We start from the raw sequence: 17,777 nt of genomic DNA on the forward strand, positions 1-17,777 counted from the left end.
CTCTCTACAAGGACCAGAGGCCTCATGAAAAAACCGTCATACATCCTGCTTGCCACAGTTTTATTGGGGCTCAGTGCCTCAACGCTGGCGGCCGAAGGTTTTATTGGCACCGGCATCAACACCGGTAACGGCTATGAGCCGGATGGCCACGGTGGCCTTAGAGGCACCGGGGGGAACCTGGGCGGTGACTATAAGCTGCTTGAAGATGGCTCTCTCATGGGCACCGGCAAAAATAGCGGCAAAGGGTATGTGCCGGCCGATGACGGTGGCCTCAAAGGCATCGGCTACAACAATGGTCGCGGGTTTGCCCCGGATGGCTCGGGCGGCTACAAGGGCACCGGCTATAACTCAGGCGAGGATTACCGGTCTGACGGCAAAGGCTATTTTCGCGGCAACGGCACAGCCTCGGGCGCCAGCTGGCGGTCCGATGGACAAGGCGGCTATGAGGGCACCGGCGAATACCGCAAGCGTGGGTATAAGTCTGATGGCCGTGGCGGCTATATCGGGACGGGCAAAAACGAGGGCCGGGGGCTTGAGTCCGATGGCCGAGGCGGATTTATCGGCACGGGTGACAACGCGGGTGGCGGCTGGGAACCTGATGGTGACGGCGGCTACAAAGGCACCGGCAATAACCGGGGAGAGCGCTGGAAACCTGATTGAGGCCGCGCTCACACGTGAGCCCGGTGCTGATTGTTTCAATCAGCACCGTTGCGCCCCTTACTCCTTAACGTCCATGAACTCTGCAGCCCATGCCACGTAGCTCTCCGGCAACGTGTAGGTATGCGTCAGTTCGGTCGCGCTGAGGTTCGAGGTGCTGCTGGTCATCTTGCGCTGGGCGCGCAGGCTGTCGTAAGTCGCCTTGATCGACGCAAAGTAGGCGCCGTGGCCGGCCACCACAATGCGTACGCCCAGGCTGGCCAGGCGCTCGCTGTCATTGAGCTTCGGATTGCCGTAGGTCACCAGCATCAGTGGCACGGTGAGGTTTTCTGCGATCTGCTCAAGGTGCTCGAAGTCTTTGACGCCAACCATGCAAATGCCGTCCGCACCGGCGTGTTCATAGGCCTTGGTGCGGGCGATGACATCTTCGGTCGGCAACACCCCTGCGTTGGTCCGGGCGATGATCGACAGCTGCGGATCGACACGCGCCTCCAGCGCCGCCTTGACTTTGCCGATGCCTTCCTCGACAGAAATCAGGTCGGTGGATTTACGGCCAAACTGGGCGGGCAACAGCGTGTCTTCAATCGTCAGTGCGGCCACGCCGGCACGCTCAAGCTCCTCGACGGTGCGCATCACGTTCAGGGCATTGCCGTAACCGTGGTCGGCGTCAGCGATGAAAGGCAGTTGGGCGACACGGCCAATCCGGGTGGCCTGCTCGACGAACTCACTCAGCGTGATCAATGCAAAATCCGGTGCGGCCAGTACCTGCAAAGACGCGACTGAGCCACCCAGGATACCGACCTCGAACCCCAGGTCTGCCGCGATACGGGCGGACATGGGGTCGAAAACGGAGGCGGTTTCAACGCACATTTTCTTTGCAAGCAATTCACGGAAGTTGCGGCGCAACGCTGAGTGAGAAATCTTCGGCATGTTCTTTCCTGGCTCTGTCATCGTCGAGTGACGATCAATGTCTATTCATGGTGATGCCAGATTACCATGCACACGAACCGGGGATTATGACGTTTGAGCATGGGGTAGGCGCCCAACACATGGATTGTTGCTTCACGCTTGGGGGCTGGACAAGGCGATAAGGCGCTTTCTGCGCCTCATCACCCATACGCCTGCTGGGCCGTGCCTGCCTCGTGACGATGCGTCGCGCCAATAAACAGGTACATCGCCGGCACCATGAACAACGTCAACAGCGTGCCGATCGACAGCCCGGCGAAGATCACCAGGCCCATATCATGCCGCCCGGCCGCCCCGGCACCGGAGGCCCAAACCAGTGGCACCACGCCCAGCACCATCGCGGCCGTGGTCATCAGGATCGGGCGCAGACGCACCGCGGCCGCTTCTTCAATCGCCTCACGCTTGCTGCGACCTGCGCGCTGCAACTCGTTGGCGAACTGCACGATCAGAATCCCGTGCTTGGTGATCAACCCCAAGAGAGTCACCAGGCCGACCTGGGTGTACACGTTAATAGAGGCGTAGCCCATGGTGATAAACGCCAGCGCGCCAAACAGGGCCGGCGGCACCGAGAACAGAATCACCACCGGGTCACGGAAACTCTCGAACTGGAAGGCCAGGGCCAGGTAGACGATCAGAATCGAGAACAACAGCAGGCCGACGAACCCGCCTGACTCCTGTATGAATTGGCGCGATTCACCCGAGAAGTCGGAGGTGTAACCCGAGGGCGCAACCTGGGTCAGAATCGTGTTTAGCTTGGCCAGCAGCTCGCCCTGGGCCACACCACTGACGCCCGAAAGCGTGGCGGAGTTGAGTTGCTGGAAGTGGTTGATCGATTCCGGCTGCGTCGAGGTCTCGATATGCGCCACCGTACGTGCCTGGATCATGGCGCCTGCGGGTGTGCGAATGTAGTAGTCGAGAATTTGATCGGGGTTGAGGCGATCCACCTGCAACACCTGGGGAATCACCTTGTAAGAGCGCCCGGCGGTGGAGAAGTAGTTCACGTAGTTGCCACCCAGTGCGGCAGACAAGGCGGCACCCACGTCGGCTTGGGTCATGCCCAGCGCGGCAATTTTTTCGCGGTCCACCACCAGCTTGGCTTGCGGCTTGTCCAACTTCAAATCCATGTCGGAAAACCAGAACAGCTGTTGTTTTTGCGCCTCGGCCATGACTGCCTGCGCGACTTCATTGAGGTTTTCCACCGAGTCGGTGGTGGTGATCACAAATTGCACCGGCAGCCCTTGGGCGCCCGGCAGTGACGGCAGCGGAAAGGCCGCGATCGTGGCGCCGGGCACCTGACTCCATTTTTGCTGCAGATCCAGGATCAACTGGGCTTGGGAGCGCGTGCGATCACCCCAGGTCTTGAGCAACACGCCGCCCAGGCCCTGGTTAAGGGCAGGCAGGCCGGTCAGCTGGAACATTTGCGCGTATTCCGGCTCTTTGTTGGCGATCTGGAAAGCCTGGTCGGCGATCCGTTCCATCTGTTGTGGCGAGGCCGTCGGCGGGCCTTTGATCTGCATGAAGACCAGCCCTTGGTCTTCGGTGGGGGACAGCTCGCTTTTGGCGGTCATGCCGCTGGCGGCGACCAGCAGGAACAGCACAAAACCAAACGTCACCAGCACCGGCCAGATGTCCAGGCCGCCTGACAGGACGCGGTGGTAACGCCCGCGTAGCCAGTCAAAGTAGTGGTCGAGCCGGCGTGCGAAACGACCTTCTTCCTGCCCGGTCTTGAACAGCTTGGAGGTCATCATCGGTGAGAGGGTCAACGCGACCACGGCCGACACGGTCACAGCGCCCGCCAAGGAGAAACAGAACTCCTTGAACAGTGCCCCGGTGAGCCCACTGCGCAGCCCGATAGGCACATACGCGGCAATCAACACCACCGTCATCGCGATAATCGGGCCACCCAGTTCCCGCGCCGCCAACAGCGCCGCCTCGAGCACGCCTTTGCCTTCCTCCTTGATATGGCGGTCGACGTTTTCCACCACAATAATCGCGTCGTCGACCACCAGGCCAATCGCCAATACCAACGCGAGCAGGGTCAGCAGGTTGATGGAATACCCCAGCAGGTACATGACAAAGAATGTGCCGACCAGCGACAGCGGTATCGCCACCAGCGGCACAACCACTGCGCGGAACGAGCCGAGGAACAGGTAAATGACCACCGACACAATAATCATGGCCTCAACCAGGGTCTTGACCACCTCGTAAATCGAGGTGTTGATGAACGCGGTGGAGTCATACACGATGTCGCCGCGCACGCCGGTAGGCAGTTGCGACTGCAGTTCGGGGAAGGCCTCGCGCACACTGTCGGCGACGGTCAGGATGTTCGCGGTAGGCGCCACCTTGATCCCGATGAACACTGAACGCTTGCCGGAAAACGCCACGCTGCTGTCATAGCTTTCGGCGCCAAGGGTCACGGTCGCGACATCTTCCAGGTACACCAGCGCGTCGCCTTTCTGCTTGATCACCAGCCGTTTGAACTCATCCACCGTGTGCAAATCCGTCCCGGCCGTGAGGTCCACCGTCACGGTTTGCCCTCGCGTCGATCCGACGGCAGACAGGTAGTTGTTGTTGGCCAGGGCGGTGGCGACGTCCTGCGCGGTCACGTTATGTGCCGCGAGTTTGTCCGGGTCCAGCCAGGCACGCAGGGCAAACTGGCGCCCGCCGAGGATCTCGGCGGTTTGCACGCCCTGGATCGAATCCAGCTTGGGTTTGACCACCCGCACCAGGTAGTCGGTGATGTTATTGGTGGGCAGCGTGTCGCTGTAGAAACCCAGGTACATGGCGTCTGTGGTCTGGCCGACGGCGATCGTGAGCACCGGCTCCTGGGCCTGCGCCGGCAGTTGGTTCTTGACCGAGTTGACCTGGGTATTGATCTCGGTGAGGGCCTTGCTCGCGTCATAGTTCAGCCGCAGCGTGGCGGTGATTGTCGAGACACCGGTGATGCTTGATGAAGACAGGTAGTCAATGCCCTGGGCCTGGGCAATGGCCGACTCCAGCGGCTGGGTAATAAAGCCTGCGACCGTGGACGCGTCCGCACCGTAGTAGGCCGTGGTGATGGTGACCACGGTATTTTCGGTCCGTGGCCATTGGTTCACGGGCAATTCGAAGATCGAGCGCAGCCCCAGGATCAAGATAAACAGCGACACGACCACGGCCCAGACCGGTCGCTGAATAAAGGTATCGGTAAGTTTCATGGGACACCTTTAATGTTCTTGGGGAGTCGGAGCCGGGTCGTTCAGCGGTGCGGTGCTGTTATCGACCTTCACCGCCGAGCCGTTTTTGAGTTTCATCTGGCCACTGGTGATCAACAGATCGCCTTCTTTCACGCCGGACAGGATGGCAACCTGATCACCACGGGTCGGCCCAGTCTTGATGAAGGTTTGTTGCGCGGTGAGCACCTCATCGCCCTTGTCATTCTTGCTCGACGTGGCGATGAACACCGTGGTGCCGTAAGGGTTATAGGTGACCGATGTTTGTGGCACGGTGAGGTAGCGCTGGGTCGTACCCGAGTTGACCACCGCCCGGGCAAACATGCCGGGCACCAGGTTTTGTTTGGGGTTTTCGACGGTGGCTTCGACCGTGACGTTGCGTGTGGTTGAATCGAACTGGGTGTCGATGGTGCTGATCCTGCCCGTGAAGGTCTGTTTGGACAGGCCATCGGCCGTCACCGAAACCGCTTGGCCGATGGCGATAGACTCCAGCTGGGTTTGCGGCACCGAGAAGTCAATGTAGATCGGGTCAAAGGTCTGCAACGTGGCGATTTTGTCGCCGGGGTTGAGGTACTGGCCGGGGTTGACGCTGGTAATCCCGATGCGCCCGGCAAACGGTGCGCGAATGGTTTTTTTCGCCACCAGCGCCCGTTGCTGTTCTGCGGCGGCGAGCTTGGCCTTCAAGTCGGCAGTGTCGGTATCAACCTGGGCCTGGGATACCGCGTTTACCGCCAGTTGCGCCTTGTCACGCTTGAGCACGATCACGGCCAGGTCGGCCGTGGCTTCAAGCGAGTGAAGTTGCGCGATGTCGGCGTCGGCATTCAACTGCACGAGCAGTGCCTGGGCCTCGACGCCTTGCCCGGGTTTGAAGCCGATGGTGCGCACGATGCCGCCGACTTCGGTGGTTACATCCACCCCGCGTACCGCCTTCATCGAGCCCACGGCGGAGACACTCGGTTGCCAATCGCTGAAGGGCACCTGCATGGCCGTTACAACAGCGGCGGGCAAGGGCACTTTTGACTGGGCAATCAGCGCTGAAATCTGCACGAATTTCACCCCGGCAATGATCGCGACTATCACCACGACCACCCCGATCATGATCAGCATCGGCCGCCACAGTCGCCGCTTGCGTGGGCTGCCTGGCGGGGGTGGTGGGGCAGAGGCAGGGTTGACTTCAGCCATGGGGTTTCTCGCTGTTTCAATGATTCAATTCAGTTGAGCCGCGCCGCATCGGCAGGCGCCGCCTTGCTCTTGGCCGGCATGATTTCTTGCCACGACGGCAGGCCGAAGCGATCCGGGCGACCCTTGGTGGCGGGGTCCACATCCGTGCGGTTCCACCAGCCGCCACCCAATGCCTGGAACAGCGCAGTGGTGTCGCTGTACCGGGCGGCCTGCGCCTTGACGCGCGCCAGTGCCGTGTTCTGGTAGGTTTGTTGGGCGGTCAGCAGGTTGATGTAAGCCACCGCCCCGAGGCGGAACTGGGCCTGCACCAAATCCAGGTTGGCCTGTGCGGAATGTTCAGCCGCGACTTGCTGGTTGAGCGCGTCGGCGTCAGCCTCCAGCGCCCGGAGCGCATTGGCCACATCCTGAAACGCCGTAATCACCGTGCCGCGATAGCGCGCCGCCGATTCGTCATAGGCCGCCACAGCGGCACGTTTGCGATGTTCGAGGGCGCCGGCATCAAATATCGGTTGGGTGATCGAGCCGGCAAGGCTCCAGACGCCGGAGCCTGCTGAAAACAGCTTGGTGCCGCTGGTCACCGTAGACCCCAAAGACCCGGTAATGCTGAACTGCGGCAACTGGTTGGCGACGGCCACGCCAATGTTGGCGCTGGCCTGATGCAGTTGAGCTTGTGCAGAACGCACATCCGGCCGCTGGCCGACAATGGCCGAGGGCAAGCTCAGCGGCAGTTCCTGCGGGAGTTGCAGAGACGCGAGGTTGAAGCGCTCGCCTCGATCCTGATTTGGAAATCGGCCCAGGTAAGCCATCAACTGGTTACGCGTTTGCGCCAATTGCTTTTGCAGGGGCGGCAAGGTGGCGCGGGTTTGCGCCAGTGCGGTCTGCTGCGTGAGCACGTCGGCATCACCGATGGCACCGAGTCGGCGCTGCGCTTGCAGCAGGTCCAGTTGGCCGCTCTGGAGTCGGATGATTTCTTCGGTGGCGGCGACTTGATCCCGCACAGACGCCAGGCTGATGGCGGTATTGACCACATTGGAGGTCAACGTGAGGTACGTCGCCTCCAGCTGGAAGCGTTGGTACTCGGCTTGCGCTGTGGTTGATTCAATTTGCCGGCGGGTGCCGCCGAAGACGTCCGGGGCGTAGGAAACGCTCAGCGACGCGGAGCTCACCGTGAGAATCGGCGACTCGGGGAGGCCAGACGTGGCCCCGGAGACTTTCTCACGGGCTTTCTGCACGTTGCCGCTCACCGAGGGAAACAGCGACGCCTGATCGGCGTAGACCAGCTCGTTGGCCTGGCGCAACGCTGCTTGTGCAGCGCTCACATCGGGGTTGGCACGTAAGGCTTCTTCGACCAGGGCGTTCAACGCCGGCGAACGGAACAGCGTCCACCATTGCCCGGGAATATCCATCCCGGCGATCAACCGCTGCGCCGCGCCGCCGACGTCGATGTCGGCCTGGGCGGTGGTGGTGAGTTTTTCCCGCGAGTAATCGGCGTTCGCGGCCACATCGGGCCGTGCGAAATCAGGCCCGACGGTGCAGCCGGCGAGGGCAAGGCACAGCAGGCTCAACGAGGCCAGAACGTGTGAGGGTCGAAAAAGCGCACAGGCTGGCGCCACAGGGTGCGGTCCCGATGCAGGCTGCCGAGGCTGCTCTTTCATATTCACTCTGATTAATCAGTTGGTTAACTGCTTGTTTGTTCAGCAATGAGTGCAGGTGCATCAGGCCGGCCCGCTTGGCGTGACGGGGTTCAAGTCACGCGGGGCGCGTGGGTTGAACGTTAATTCAAGAATGGCGCAACCGCCAATAGATGCAATCTTCAGCGGGGGGTGTTGGGTGAGGGTTGCGCCTATCTTGCCGGTACCGGGTGGCTGCCCCATTGCGCATAACTGCTGTGCGGCGTGAGGGCTTAATCGCCCGGCGCGCGATCACTATAGTGTGTTCACCGTCGCAACGGCCTGCGAGGCGCTGCGCAACCCAGCCGAAGAGTGAGGTGAACATCATGAACAGCGAATTCAAGCCCGACCACAACCACGCGCTGCCGAGCCATCAAGCGGACGCCGAATACTTTGAATACAGCAAAGCGGCCAACCCCATCAGCGCCAATCTGATTACCCGAATTCCGTACCACAACTTTCCGGCATCGCTCTATGACAGCGGCCCCTCGCGGGTGGTAGCGCTCGACCTCAGTGATGCACTGGGCTGCGAAGGCCCGGCCACCGGCCCGGGGCTGTGTGCCAATTTCATTCGTCTGAACGCCGGCGACGCACTGACGCTGCACCCTAACGCGACTTCACAAGTGTTCTACGTGATTGCCGGGGAGGGCCGTGTCGTACAGGGCGAGCACGCTATCGAATGGTCAACCGGCTGTTTTATCGCATTGCCGGGCATGCTGGAAGCCCGCTTCAGCGCATCACAGGATGCGCGACTGTACTACGCGCACGATGAGCCGCTGCTGCGCTACCTGGGGGTGACGCGCAGCACCGACCGTTTCGTGCCAACGCTGTACCCCGCAGCACTGGCCAACCAGAAATTGCGTGAAGCGGCAGATGATCCACATGCCCAGGATCGCAGCCGTATCAGTATTTTGCTGGGTAATCGCAACTTCCCCCAGACCCGGACCGTGACCCATGTGCTCTGGGCAATGTACGGCATTCTGCCGGCGGGCTCGATTCAAAAGCCGCACCGGCACCAGTCGATTGCACTCGACTTCATCATCGACTGCCCCAAGGGGTGCTATTCACTGGTTGGCACTGAGCTGGATGCCGATGGCCAGATCCGCAATCCGGTGCGCGTTGATTGGGCGCCTGGCCTGGCGTTTGTGACGCCACCGGGTTACTGGCACGCCCACTTCAACGAGTCCGACCAGGAAGCCTTCCTGATTCCTATCCAGGACGCCGGGCTGCAAACCTATTTGCGCGCGTTGGATATTCGGTTCAGCTGACAGGCCATAAAGGCGCCGCCCTGGTTTGTTTTCGGGCGGCGTTAGCGTTTCCAGTAAGGTGTATCACCCAACTGCTCGACGATAAAGTCGATAAAACACCTTACCTTGGACGACACGATTCGCTTCGGCGGATAGACAAACCACACGGCATACGCCTGCTCTGCGCCACGGATTTCCCACTGCTCCAGCCAGACCTGCAACTCACCCGCTGCAATACTCTTGGCCACCAGCCAGTCAGGCAGCAACGCATAGCCCAGCCCCTGGCGCGCGGCGATTAACTGAGCGTCCAGATCGTTGATCCGCACACCGTCGTTATGCACCAGTGGTAACAGTTCGTCGGCGCGGGCAAACGCAAAGTGCCCAGCGGCATTCGTACTCACGATGGCAGGCAGGCCCGCGAGGTCTGCGGGCGTTGCCGGAGCCGGGTGTTCCATGCAAAAAGCCGGGCTTGCCACCAGCCAATACTTGCCGTCGCAGATCTTGCGGGCTTTGAGCGTGGAGTCGGGAAGGGCGCCAATGCGTATGGCAAGGTCCACGCCTGAATGGATCAGGTTGACCTGGTCGTCATCCAGTACAAGCTCCAGCTTGATCTGCGGATAGCGGGCCAGAAACAGGTTCAAGACCGGAAGGATATGGTGGCGGGCAAATGCGGGCGGCAAGTTGAGTTTAAGTAACCCTCTGGGTTCCTGGTTCAGTGCCGAGGTTGCCGCTTTGGCTTGTTCAAGTTCATCCAGCACCCTGCGGGCGTGCATCAGAAATGTCTGGCCGCCTTCCGTCAGATGCAGCATGCGCGTGGACCGGTTGAACAAGGCGATGCCCAGGTCCTGCTCAAGATCCTTCACGTAGCGTGAAACCGTTGACGCCTTGATGCCGAGCCGCTCGGCGGCACGGGAGAAGTTATTGCCTTCAGCGGCTTCGACGAAGGCGGTTAGCGCAGTGAAATAGTCCAAGTGCCGCCTCGCTATTGAGGATGGGGAAGAGTCGCTCAGGTTACCGGCTCTTGTCGGGCGCGACCATTCACATCCTGCGTGCGCACCAACGCTTTAATCCCATTCAGCGAGGTACTGCAAAAAAGCGATCTGTAAGCGTTGTTCCCACTGCCATTGGTTGTTCCAAACACTGGTAGACGAAGGCTACAGGGCGATAGGCCCCGGCAGCCTTCGTTGCCGTCTTATACCTTCGGCGCCAACCACGAATCTTCGGCTTCAATACCGTCTGGCTCGTAGGTCCAGGTGATTTTTTCGTAGGTGAACGCCAGGTCTTCCATGTGCCCCATTTGCTTGTTGTTCGGGTCCAGGCAGTTCGGCGTCCATGACTTCATCGACACCAGCACCGCATTTTCAAGCTTCGCGGTGTAGTACTTCTCCTCGGTGCCTTTGGGCGAGATGCGATAGAACTCCAGGGAGACGGTTTTCATTTGCTCGCCGGACGTCAAGGCCTGGTAGAGCTTGGGCGAGGCCTTGTCGATTTCCTTGGTCAGGGTCATTGCGCCATGCACGCGCTTGCCTGTAGGAAGCCCGGTTTGCGGGTTTTTCGGGATTTCGATGGTGTGGTCTACGGCCTGCAGGAGGATCTTTCCTTCGTGGCCCTGGACTTTGGTCGAACCTTCGATTTTGCCTTGGTTCTGGCCTTCCAGCGTGAGATAGCAGGGCATGGGCATAACGAGCACTCCAGTTCATTAAGTAAGGTGAACGTACGCGATGGCCTTCAAGCCGCTTCGCGATGGAGTCAGATTACTGAGGGCCGGCAACCGCGACCCTCCGGTGAAGACCTGAATCATTCTTGAGCGCACACGCCCAGCTTGAACGCCCATTGGGTAAGGTCCGCGGCGTTGTGCGCATCGAGTTTTTTCATCAGGTTCAAGCGGTGGGTTTCGACCGTTTTCAAGCTGATGCATAACAGCTCGGCGACATCGCGGTTACGCGCGCCTTCAGCCACCAGCTTAAGGATCTGGCGCTCGCGATCGGTCAGCGTGATGCCTGGCTGTGCGCTCGCATTTGCCCTCAGCGCTGCGACCTGGTCGGGGTTCAAGTCGGCATCCAGAAACGGCCGGCCCGTGAGCAACGTGGCAATGGCCGCCCTGAGCACCTCACTGGTGCTGCTTTTGAGGACGTAACCATCCGCGCCGGCATCCAGCGCCAAGGCGGCGTTTTGTTCACTAAGACGAGCCGTGAGGGTCAGGACACGGATAGCTGGCCAGCGCTGGCGTATCAACGGCAAGGCAGAAAGGCCATCCATCACCGGCATGTTCAGGTCCAGCAGCAGCAAGTCCGGCTCCAGGGCGCGGCACACGTCCAGCGCCTGGCGCCCATTCTCGGCGTCCCCGACAACCCTGATTCCAGGCGCGTCAAGGAGCAGGGCACGCAAACCCTCACGCATCAGCGGGTGGTCATCTACCAGCACAATCCGATAGTCAGCCATAGGTCATCCTGTATGAGGGGTGTATCAAAAAAGCCGCGCGCACGCGGTCTCAAGACTGCGTAATGCGGCTTCACAGTCAGCGTGTTTTTGTTGTTCTGCACTGTGTTCAAGCTGACGGCCGAGGTGCTCCAGTTCCCGCTCACCGAATTGCCCGCAGGTGCCTATAAGGGTGTGTGCCAGTTGCGCCAACTCCGCGTAATCCGCCACGTCGCACGCCTCGCGCAGCGCACCCAGCAAGCGTTGCGTATCGACCCGAAACAGCTCGCGCAGGCGCGGTTCGGTGAGCGGCGAGACGGCTGGCGGCTCAGTGGCCTGCACCCGTACAGGGCCAATGGCACTGGCGGGCATCGGCGCAGGTTCCATGCCGCGCTTGAGTTGCCAGGCAATGGCGGTTTCCAGTGCCCTGAACAGCTGCCCGGGCAGCACCGGTTTCGCCAGGTAGGCATTGGCACCCTGGCGCAGGAAACCTTCGCGATCACCTTCCATGGCGTTCGCTGTCAGTGCAATGACCCAGATATCTTCATCGAGCACCCCATTCGCCCCCGAGCGCAGCTTGCCGATGGTTTCCAGCCCACCCATCACCGGCATTTGACTGTCCATCAAGACCACGTCGAAGATCACTTTGCTCATCAGTTGCAAGGCTTGTTCCCCATTGCTCGCGCACTGGAAACGATGGCCGAATCGTTCAAGGTACAGGCAGGCGATTTCACGGTTGGTGGCGACATCGTCTACTACCAGAACATTGAGTTGATACGCTTGGCCAAGCAGTGTGTCCATGTCCTCGCGTACCGGCGGTACGATCACTTCACCCGGAGCCAGGGGCGGGAAGGGCAGCACCAGGGTAAACGTCGACCCATTGCCGGGTGTGCTTTTGACTCCGAGCTCGCCGCCCATGAGTTGCGCCAGGCGGTGGCTGATTGAAAGGCCCAACCCGGTACCGCCGTACTCACGGGTGGTGGAGGCATCGGCTTGGCGAAAAGCATCGAAAATCTGTGCCTGTTTGTCCTCGGCAATACCAATGCCGGTGTCTTCGACGCTAAAACCCATGGTGATCCCCGGCCCCTTCCACACCAGTAACCGCACAGAACCACTCGGGGTGAACTTGATGGCATTGCCGAGCAAATTGAGCAATATCTGCCGCAAGCGCAACGGGTCACCCTTGACGCCCACCGGTACGTCGCTGGCCACTTGCACGGTCAGGCGCAGCTGCTTCTCTTGCGCACTCGGCACCAGCACGTTGATCGCCTCGGTAACCAACGCAACCACGTCGAACGCCGTGTGTTCCACGATGAGGTTCCCTGACTCTATTTTGGAAAGGTCAAGAATGTCGTTGATCAACGCCAGCAGCACGTCGCCGTTATCTCGGATAGACCCCACGAAGCGCAGCTGTGGCGTGTCCAATGACGTGTCAGCGAGCAAATGGCTCATGCCGATGATTGCGTTGAGTGGGGTACGGATTTCGTGGCTCATGTTCGCCAGGAACTCGCCCCTGAGCAGGTTGGCCCGGTCGGCGCTCTGCCACGCTTCGCGCAGCTCGCAGGTGCGCGCCTGCACCTGGCTTTCAAGCCCCAGACGCTCGGTGTGAACGGTGTCGAGCAGGTCGTTATAGGCTCGGGCAAAGCGTCCCAGCTCATCGTCGTGTACCACCGGCAGGCGCCGAGTCAGGTCATCGGAGTGTCGGGTTTCTTCGATGGCCTGGGCAAAGCCGGCCAGCGGGCGCGCCAGTTGTTGGCGCAGTACGGTGAGCAGGCCCAGGGTCAGCAGCACCAAACCGATCAACGCAAACGGCGCTTCGTTCATGATCAGTTGCAAGGTGTTGGCCTGCAGGCGCGCTCGCGGGTAAAGCGACACCAGGTACCAGTCCAGCACGTCCAGGCGCGCGACCACCGCGGTGCCATGGTTGAGCTTCAGTAGCTGGGGAAAGGTGCCTTTCATGTCTAGGCCGGGTAACGGCGTCGTCAGGTAACGGTACTCTTTGGGTGCCCCTCCGGGCAGCGTGGCGATGGGCAGCCCGGTGTGGTCGATAATAAAACCGTTGTAGCCGCGCAGTAACTGCGACATGCGCGCAAAACGGTCATTGAGCTGCAGGTCGTAGCCGGTGATGACTTCCACCTTGCCGTGCTTGTCGCGGCCGATGGCGGCCACAGTGATCAGTTGTTGCCCGGTATGGGGGTCATAGACAGGCCCGTCCCAGACAATGTCGGCGTTTGTATCCGGCAGGCGCTTACTCAAGTCCCGCAGATAGTCGGCACGGCTGGCGGTAAACCCCTTGACGGGGTAGGGGCCGGTGGAAAAGGCAGCGCCGATGCCCGGGAAGTAGAAAAACGTATCCACGATCATCGACAGGCCCGCCGCGCCATAGGCTTCGGCCGCCACTGCTGCACGGGGTAACTTGGTCGACGGTGCGGCGCCTGGGTCGGGTAGCCAGCACAGCGTGCTGCGCGGCGTCGGTATATCGATTTCTTCGGTCGCCGGGCTGCGCCACAGTCGCAGTAACCGGCGGGCGCCATCGGCGCTTTCCTGCAAATCATCGTTATCGACGCGCGTGATCAACTCCACGCGTTGGCTGAGCTCCTGCAGCGACTCGCGCTCCAGTTGATGGTAGACGCGCCACGCGCTCAGCCCGGTTGCAACACACCAACTGCCGGCCAGAACCACGACCAGCACGCAGGTAATGCGCAAAGCCAGTGACCGGCGCCATAGTTTTCTCATTCAGGTGGGGCCTTGGTATCCGCTGGCCATACGGGGGACGGGATACCCGACCAGCCATAGGCAATCTGTGCCGGTAGTGCCTGCGCGGCCAAACGCCGTTCGGCAACGCTGCCTTGTGCGGCTTCACCCACTGCGTTAGCGGCGTCCCGGGTATCCATGGCCGTCAGTTGGTCACTGATGGTTTTCAGTTGTTCATTGATCGCCTTGGACTGGCTGTCGGCAGCCTGGGTTTGTTGGTCGGTTTGTAACAACGTATCCGCCCCGGTATATCGATAGGTGAGTGTCAGCTGGGTAATGTTATCGCTGGCCATCAAGTCACGCTGGTCAGGAAAGTCGTCCGGGGTAAGGGTGCGTTGGCCACTGGCAAATGACTGCAGGAAATCGATGAACCCATGCTTGCCAGGCCAGCGTTTAGTCAGCGTGTAGTGTGCAAAACGCACCTGCAGGCTGACATCGCCGCACGCGCCTGGCGTCCAGGTGAAGGATTCGCTGGTGGGGAAATTGAAGTTATCCAGGACGGTTGAATGGCTGCTGCATTGCAACGTCAGTCGGGTTTGTTGCGGTAATTGCCGGGCGCCCAGGTTGATCGACACCGGTGTGGCCTGAATGCCGACCACGGAGGCACTGGTTGGCAGGCTGAGCTGGGGCTGCAACGCTGCCAACTGTGCCTGCAACTCTTTTTCAGCCGTTTGCAGATTTTGCCGTTGCGCCTGGCGCACAGCTTGTTGCGCCCCTGTTTGGCGCTTGGCGGCTGCGAGGTCCGACTGGGCATGTTGCATGCGGCCAATGTAGGCAAGGAAGGCACTGTTCATTGGCACTTTCTGGCCCAATGCAATAACCGGTTTAAACCCCTGCGAATCCTGCTGGATGAAGGTCTTGATTGGCCCATTGAGAAACCGCGGGAGTTGGCCGCGCTCGCCATAGAGCGCGTCATTCAATAACACCGGGTCTTGCACGCCCGCCACGGCGCCCAATACCTGGCTGTTCCATTGCTGCTGCAATTGGCTGGCGGAAATCTGGCCGGCGTAGGCCATCTCGAAATCCAGGCCGCCGGAAGCCAGTTTCCAGACGAGCGATTCGCGCGCGTCACCTTGCGTCAATTGGTTACGCAAAGCGTCGCGCAGGTCTTGAGCTTCCCACAGGGCAGCGGACTTGATTGTCGGGTCGTTGCCAAAGCCCCAATTGTCGAGGGCTACCTGGAACGCCTGTGCATCGCTCTTGCGCAGGTCAGTGGCTACCGCCTGCAATTTTTGATTGAACTGGCTAAGTACCTTTGCCTGCCTCATATCACTGTTCACGGCATCCACGCCCTTGGCGACAGAACCGCTGCTGGCGACATCCTTGATTGCGTTACCGCCCAGTTCATTGGCGATGCGCAGGTGTCCGAGCAGGCTGCTGTTATCCGCTGCGGGGGTTTCTTGCGCCAACTCAAACAGGCGGTTCATGTGCACGCTCAGTTGCGCCCACGGCCTGCGGTTGGCCGCCGGAATCAAGGCGAAACGCTCGGCAGTGCGTTGCAGCAGTTGACGGTAAGGCGCACGTGCCGTGCCGACGGAACTGAGGGCGTCGCGCCATTGTGCTTGGCTGGTCATCCGGGCTTGATCCATCGAAAGGTAACCTTCGATAAAGCGATACCAGGCATCCTGCGTGTCATCCTGGTACTGCACAAGAAAATGCTCACGTTGATTTTTCCATAATGCCTGATTACCCGTCGCGGCGATCAGCTCATCGATGAATCCCAGAATCGCGCTGCGGCCTTCAAAAGTAAATGCACGGGGTAGCGCAGCGTCGGCGTCTTTCGGCACCTGCGAGTATTCAGAATAGCGAAGCGTGGGCAATTGCGGCTGTTGGTCAGCCCAGGCTTCCAACCAGGACAATGACCGATTGGCAAGGCCCAGGCCGTTAAGCTGGCGCAGCGCGTTAGCGCGATCCTCCACCAAGGCTCGCTCGTCGGTTTGCCAGTTCAGGTAAGCCTTGAAGCTGCCACTCAACGATTGCACCAGCGTCGCACTGGGCACCTGATCCGGTAAAAACCGCCGTAGCAGCGGCAGCAGTTCCTCGCCAGGGCCTGGCAAGGCATTCAGGGCGCCACCGGCGAGGCGCGCGTTGATCAAGTTGATGCGCCGAACCAACAGCTCCGTGTAGCTGGCGATCAGGGTGTCGTCGTTGCTGGTCGCAATCGCCTGCAACTGATCAGGCAGCAGCGTCATGAACAAGGGGCGCTGCACGTTTTTATCGAACCCGGCCACGTATCCGGCACGGTCGAACTGAATCACTTGATTGACCCGGTTGTGGAACGGCAGCCAGCGTTTCCAGCTCGGCGTCACATCATGCTCAAGGTTCTCAATGAACTGGTGATACTGGTCAAACGTGTGCAGATCCCGTTCCAACCCCTTATCGAAAGTGCTGGTGGGCGGCCATTTTTGAGCGATCAGGTCCAGTTCGTGACTGACATGATTGCTGGAATACATCAGCAGGACGGCGCAGGCGCCGCATCCGACCAGCCACAGCACGACGGCGGCATGCCCTGTCAAACGGCGCCAGTGCCGCCAACCGTCGATGGCGCGGTACGCGAAGCGTTGCGAAGGCAGTACACGGTCGAACAGTTCATGGCTGAACCAGCCGACCGTGCTGCCATCTTCCTCAACCCCCTCGGCGGTTAAAAACAGACCGGACAACAAGGGCGGGGCGCAGTAAGGGTTGCTGGCGAAGGCGGGCAACAATAGTTGTTCCAATGCCGGGCGCAGCGCGGCGACACGCTCGGGAAAATGCAGTGCCTGGGCGTTGGGCAGCAGCCGTTGCCCAAGGTCGACCCGCAGTTCGAAGAGACGACGGCCGACTTCACCCAGTACCTTGTCCAGGAATGCGCGGGCGTCTGCATCGCCCCCATCGACCAGCAGACCGAGCGCCTGCTGGCGTTGATTCTGAGTGAGGCTGGCGGCCCATTCCGGCATGCCGTCAATGCGCTCAGCGCCGGTAAGAACCAGGTACACCGGCAGGCGTGCCCCGAATACCTTCACCAGATCGTCCAGTTGGCGGCGCAGGTTCTGCCCAAGCGCGGTCAGGTGAGCTTTGTTCTTGTCTTGCAGAGATTCAATCGCAACCTCCAGAATCACGCCGTTCAGCGGTTCGCGCCGCCGTGAACGCAACAGTCGCAACAACAGGCGTTTCCAGGCACTGGCACTGTCGAGCAAGCGGCAGGACGGGTCGAGTACCACGGCATTCTCAAAAAACCACCAGTCAAGTACGTCGCCGGGTGAGGTGCTTGCCTCATGCCGTGCTGAGCGCAATGGCGTATCCAGGCCGCTACGCGCCAACAGTGTGCTTTGGTCGCGTGTGGTATCCCCGAGCAGCATGAACCAGGGCAGGGCATAGAGTGCAGAGCCAAACTGGCCCGACTGGCCCAAACGTGACTGGCGCAGTAAACGCACACCGCTGTTCCAGCTCTGATCGACATCGGGCTCGAGCGGATCGGCGCGCCCAGGCAGGTCGCGCTGCAGGCGCTTGCGCAGCCGCCAACCTTGCCAGTAGCGCACCGTTCGCACCAGCATCCAGGTGCTGAGAATCACCGCGATGAGCATCAGTGGCATGCACCATAAAGGCCAGCCAGACAGCACCGTGACCACCCAGCAAGCACAGCCGAGAACAATCAGCGCGACCATCCAGAACACGGCGACAAGCGCTTTCAT

The 17,777-nt window shown here is 60.6% G+C and carries 11 protein-coding genes; 2 read left to right on the top strand and 9 right to left on the bottom strand.

The annotated features are described in order from the left end of the window. The first annotated feature begins 24 nt into the window (after positions 1-24). The gene (locus ACLBW8_RS05290; RefSeq protein WP_128590000.1) at positions 25-660 is read left to right on the top strand and encodes a hypothetical protein; all 636 of its coding nucleotides are present in this window, start codon (positions 25-27) and stop codon (positions 658-660) included. Between the two features lie 57 nt (positions 661-717). On the opposite strand, the gene ACLBW8_RS05295 is transcribed toward ACLBW8_RS05290, so the two are convergent. From ACLBW8_RS05295 to ACLBW8_RS05310, 4 genes are all read right to left on the bottom strand, one after another. Continuing rightward, positions 718-1,587: an isocitrate lyase/PEP mutase family protein gene (locus ACLBW8_RS05295; protein WP_064452377.1), complete on the bottom strand. Its 870-nt coding sequence runs from the start codon at positions 1,585-1,587 to the stop codon at positions 718-720. 179 nt (positions 1,588-1,766) lie between these two features. Beyond that, complete coding sequence (locus ACLBW8_RS05300) at positions 1,767-4,820, bottom strand: efflux RND transporter permease subunit (RefSeq protein WP_447804789.1); 3,054 nt, start codon at positions 4,818-4,820, stop codon at positions 1,767-1,769. A gap of 9 nt (positions 4,821-4,829) precedes the next feature. Then, a complete protein-coding gene (locus ACLBW8_RS05305; protein ID WP_221296088.1) occupies positions 4,830-5,942 on the bottom strand; it encodes an efflux RND transporter periplasmic adaptor subunit in 1,113 nt (370 codons plus the stop codon). Positions 5,943-6,046: 104 nt separating this feature from the next. Beyond that, positions 6,047-7,582: an efflux transporter outer membrane subunit gene (locus ACLBW8_RS05310; protein WP_447804790.1), complete on the bottom strand. Its 1,536-nt coding sequence runs from the start codon at positions 7,580-7,582 to the stop codon at positions 6,047-6,049. Positions 7,583-8,013: 431 nt separating this feature from the next. On the opposite strand from ACLBW8_RS05310, the gene ACLBW8_RS05315 reads away from it, so the two are divergent. After that, the gene (locus tag ACLBW8_RS05315) at positions 8,014-8,955 is read left to right on the top strand and encodes a cupin (RefSeq protein ID WP_447804791.1); all 942 of its coding nucleotides are present in this window, start codon (positions 8,014-8,016) and stop codon (positions 8,953-8,955) included. A gap of 41 nt (positions 8,956-8,996) precedes the next feature. On the opposite strand, the gene ACLBW8_RS05320 is transcribed toward ACLBW8_RS05315, so the two are convergent. From ACLBW8_RS05320 to ACLBW8_RS05340, 5 genes are all read right to left on the bottom strand, one after another. Further along, on the bottom strand, positions 8,997-9,905 hold the full coding sequence (locus tag ACLBW8_RS05320; protein ID WP_447804792.1) for a LysR substrate-binding domain-containing protein: 909 nt from the start codon (positions 9,903-9,905) through the stop codon (positions 8,997-8,999). A gap of 221 nt (positions 9,906-10,126) precedes the next feature. Beyond that, positions 10,127-10,615: an Hcp family type VI secretion system effector gene (locus ACLBW8_RS05325; protein ID WP_053256108.1), complete on the bottom strand. Its 489-nt coding sequence runs from the start codon at positions 10,613-10,615 to the stop codon at positions 10,127-10,129. A gap of 116 nt (positions 10,616-10,731) precedes the next feature. Beyond that, a complete protein-coding gene (locus tag ACLBW8_RS05330; RefSeq protein WP_447804793.1) occupies positions 10,732-11,376 on the bottom strand; it encodes a two component system response regulator in 645 nt (214 codons plus the stop codon). A gap of 24 nt (positions 11,377-11,400) precedes the next feature. Beyond that, the gene (locus ACLBW8_RS05335) at positions 11,401-14,088 is read right to left on the bottom strand and encodes an ATP-binding protein (protein WP_447804794.1); all 2,688 of its coding nucleotides are present in this window, start codon (positions 14,086-14,088) and stop codon (positions 11,401-11,403) included. Further along, positions 14,085-17,777, bottom strand: a complete 3,693-nt coding sequence (locus ACLBW8_RS05340; RefSeq protein WP_447804795.1) for a type VI secretion protein IcmF/TssM N-terminal domain-containing protein — start codon at positions 17,775-17,777, stop codon at positions 14,085-14,087. The genes ACLBW8_RS05335 and ACLBW8_RS05340 overlap by 4 nt, the downstream gene beginning before the upstream one ends.

The organism is Pseudomonas sp. M5A4_2d (genome assembly GCF_053345295.1).

Bases quoted from the DNA above. Each gene is read 5' to 3' on its own strand.
- ACLBW8_RS05290 (WP_128590000.1), top strand. From the start codon at position 25: ATGAAAAAACCGTCATACATCCTGCTTGCCACAGTTTTATTGGGGCTC.
- ACLBW8_RS05295 (WP_064452377.1), bottom strand. From the start codon at position 1,587: ATGCCGAAGATTTCTCACTCAGCGTTGCGCCGCAACTTCCGTGAATTG.
- ACLBW8_RS05300 (WP_447804789.1), bottom strand. From the start codon at position 4,820: ATGAAACTTACCGATACCTTTATTCAGCGACCGGTCTGGGCCGTGGTC.
- ACLBW8_RS05305 (WP_221296088.1), bottom strand. From the start codon at position 5,942: ATGCTGATCATGATCGGGGTGGTCGTGGTGATAGTCGCGATCATTGCC.
- ACLBW8_RS05315 (WP_447804791.1), top strand. From the start codon at position 8,014: ATGAACAGCGAATTCAAGCCCGACCACAACCACGCGCTGCCGAGCCAT.
- ACLBW8_RS05325 (WP_053256108.1), bottom strand. From the start codon at position 10,615: ATGCCCATGCCCTGCTATCTCACGCTGGAAGGCCAGAACCAAGGCAAA.
- ACLBW8_RS05330 (WP_447804793.1), bottom strand. From the start codon at position 11,376: ATGGCTGACTATCGGATTGTGCTGGTAGATGACCACCCGCTGATGCGT.
- ACLBW8_RS05335 (WP_447804794.1), bottom strand. From the start codon at position 14,088: ATGAGAAAACTATGGCGCCGGTCACTGGCTTTGCGCATTACCTGCGTG.
- ACLBW8_RS05340 (WP_447804795.1), bottom strand. From the start codon at position 17,777: ATGAAAGCGCTTGTCGCCGTGTTCTGGATGGTCGCGCTGATTGTTCTC.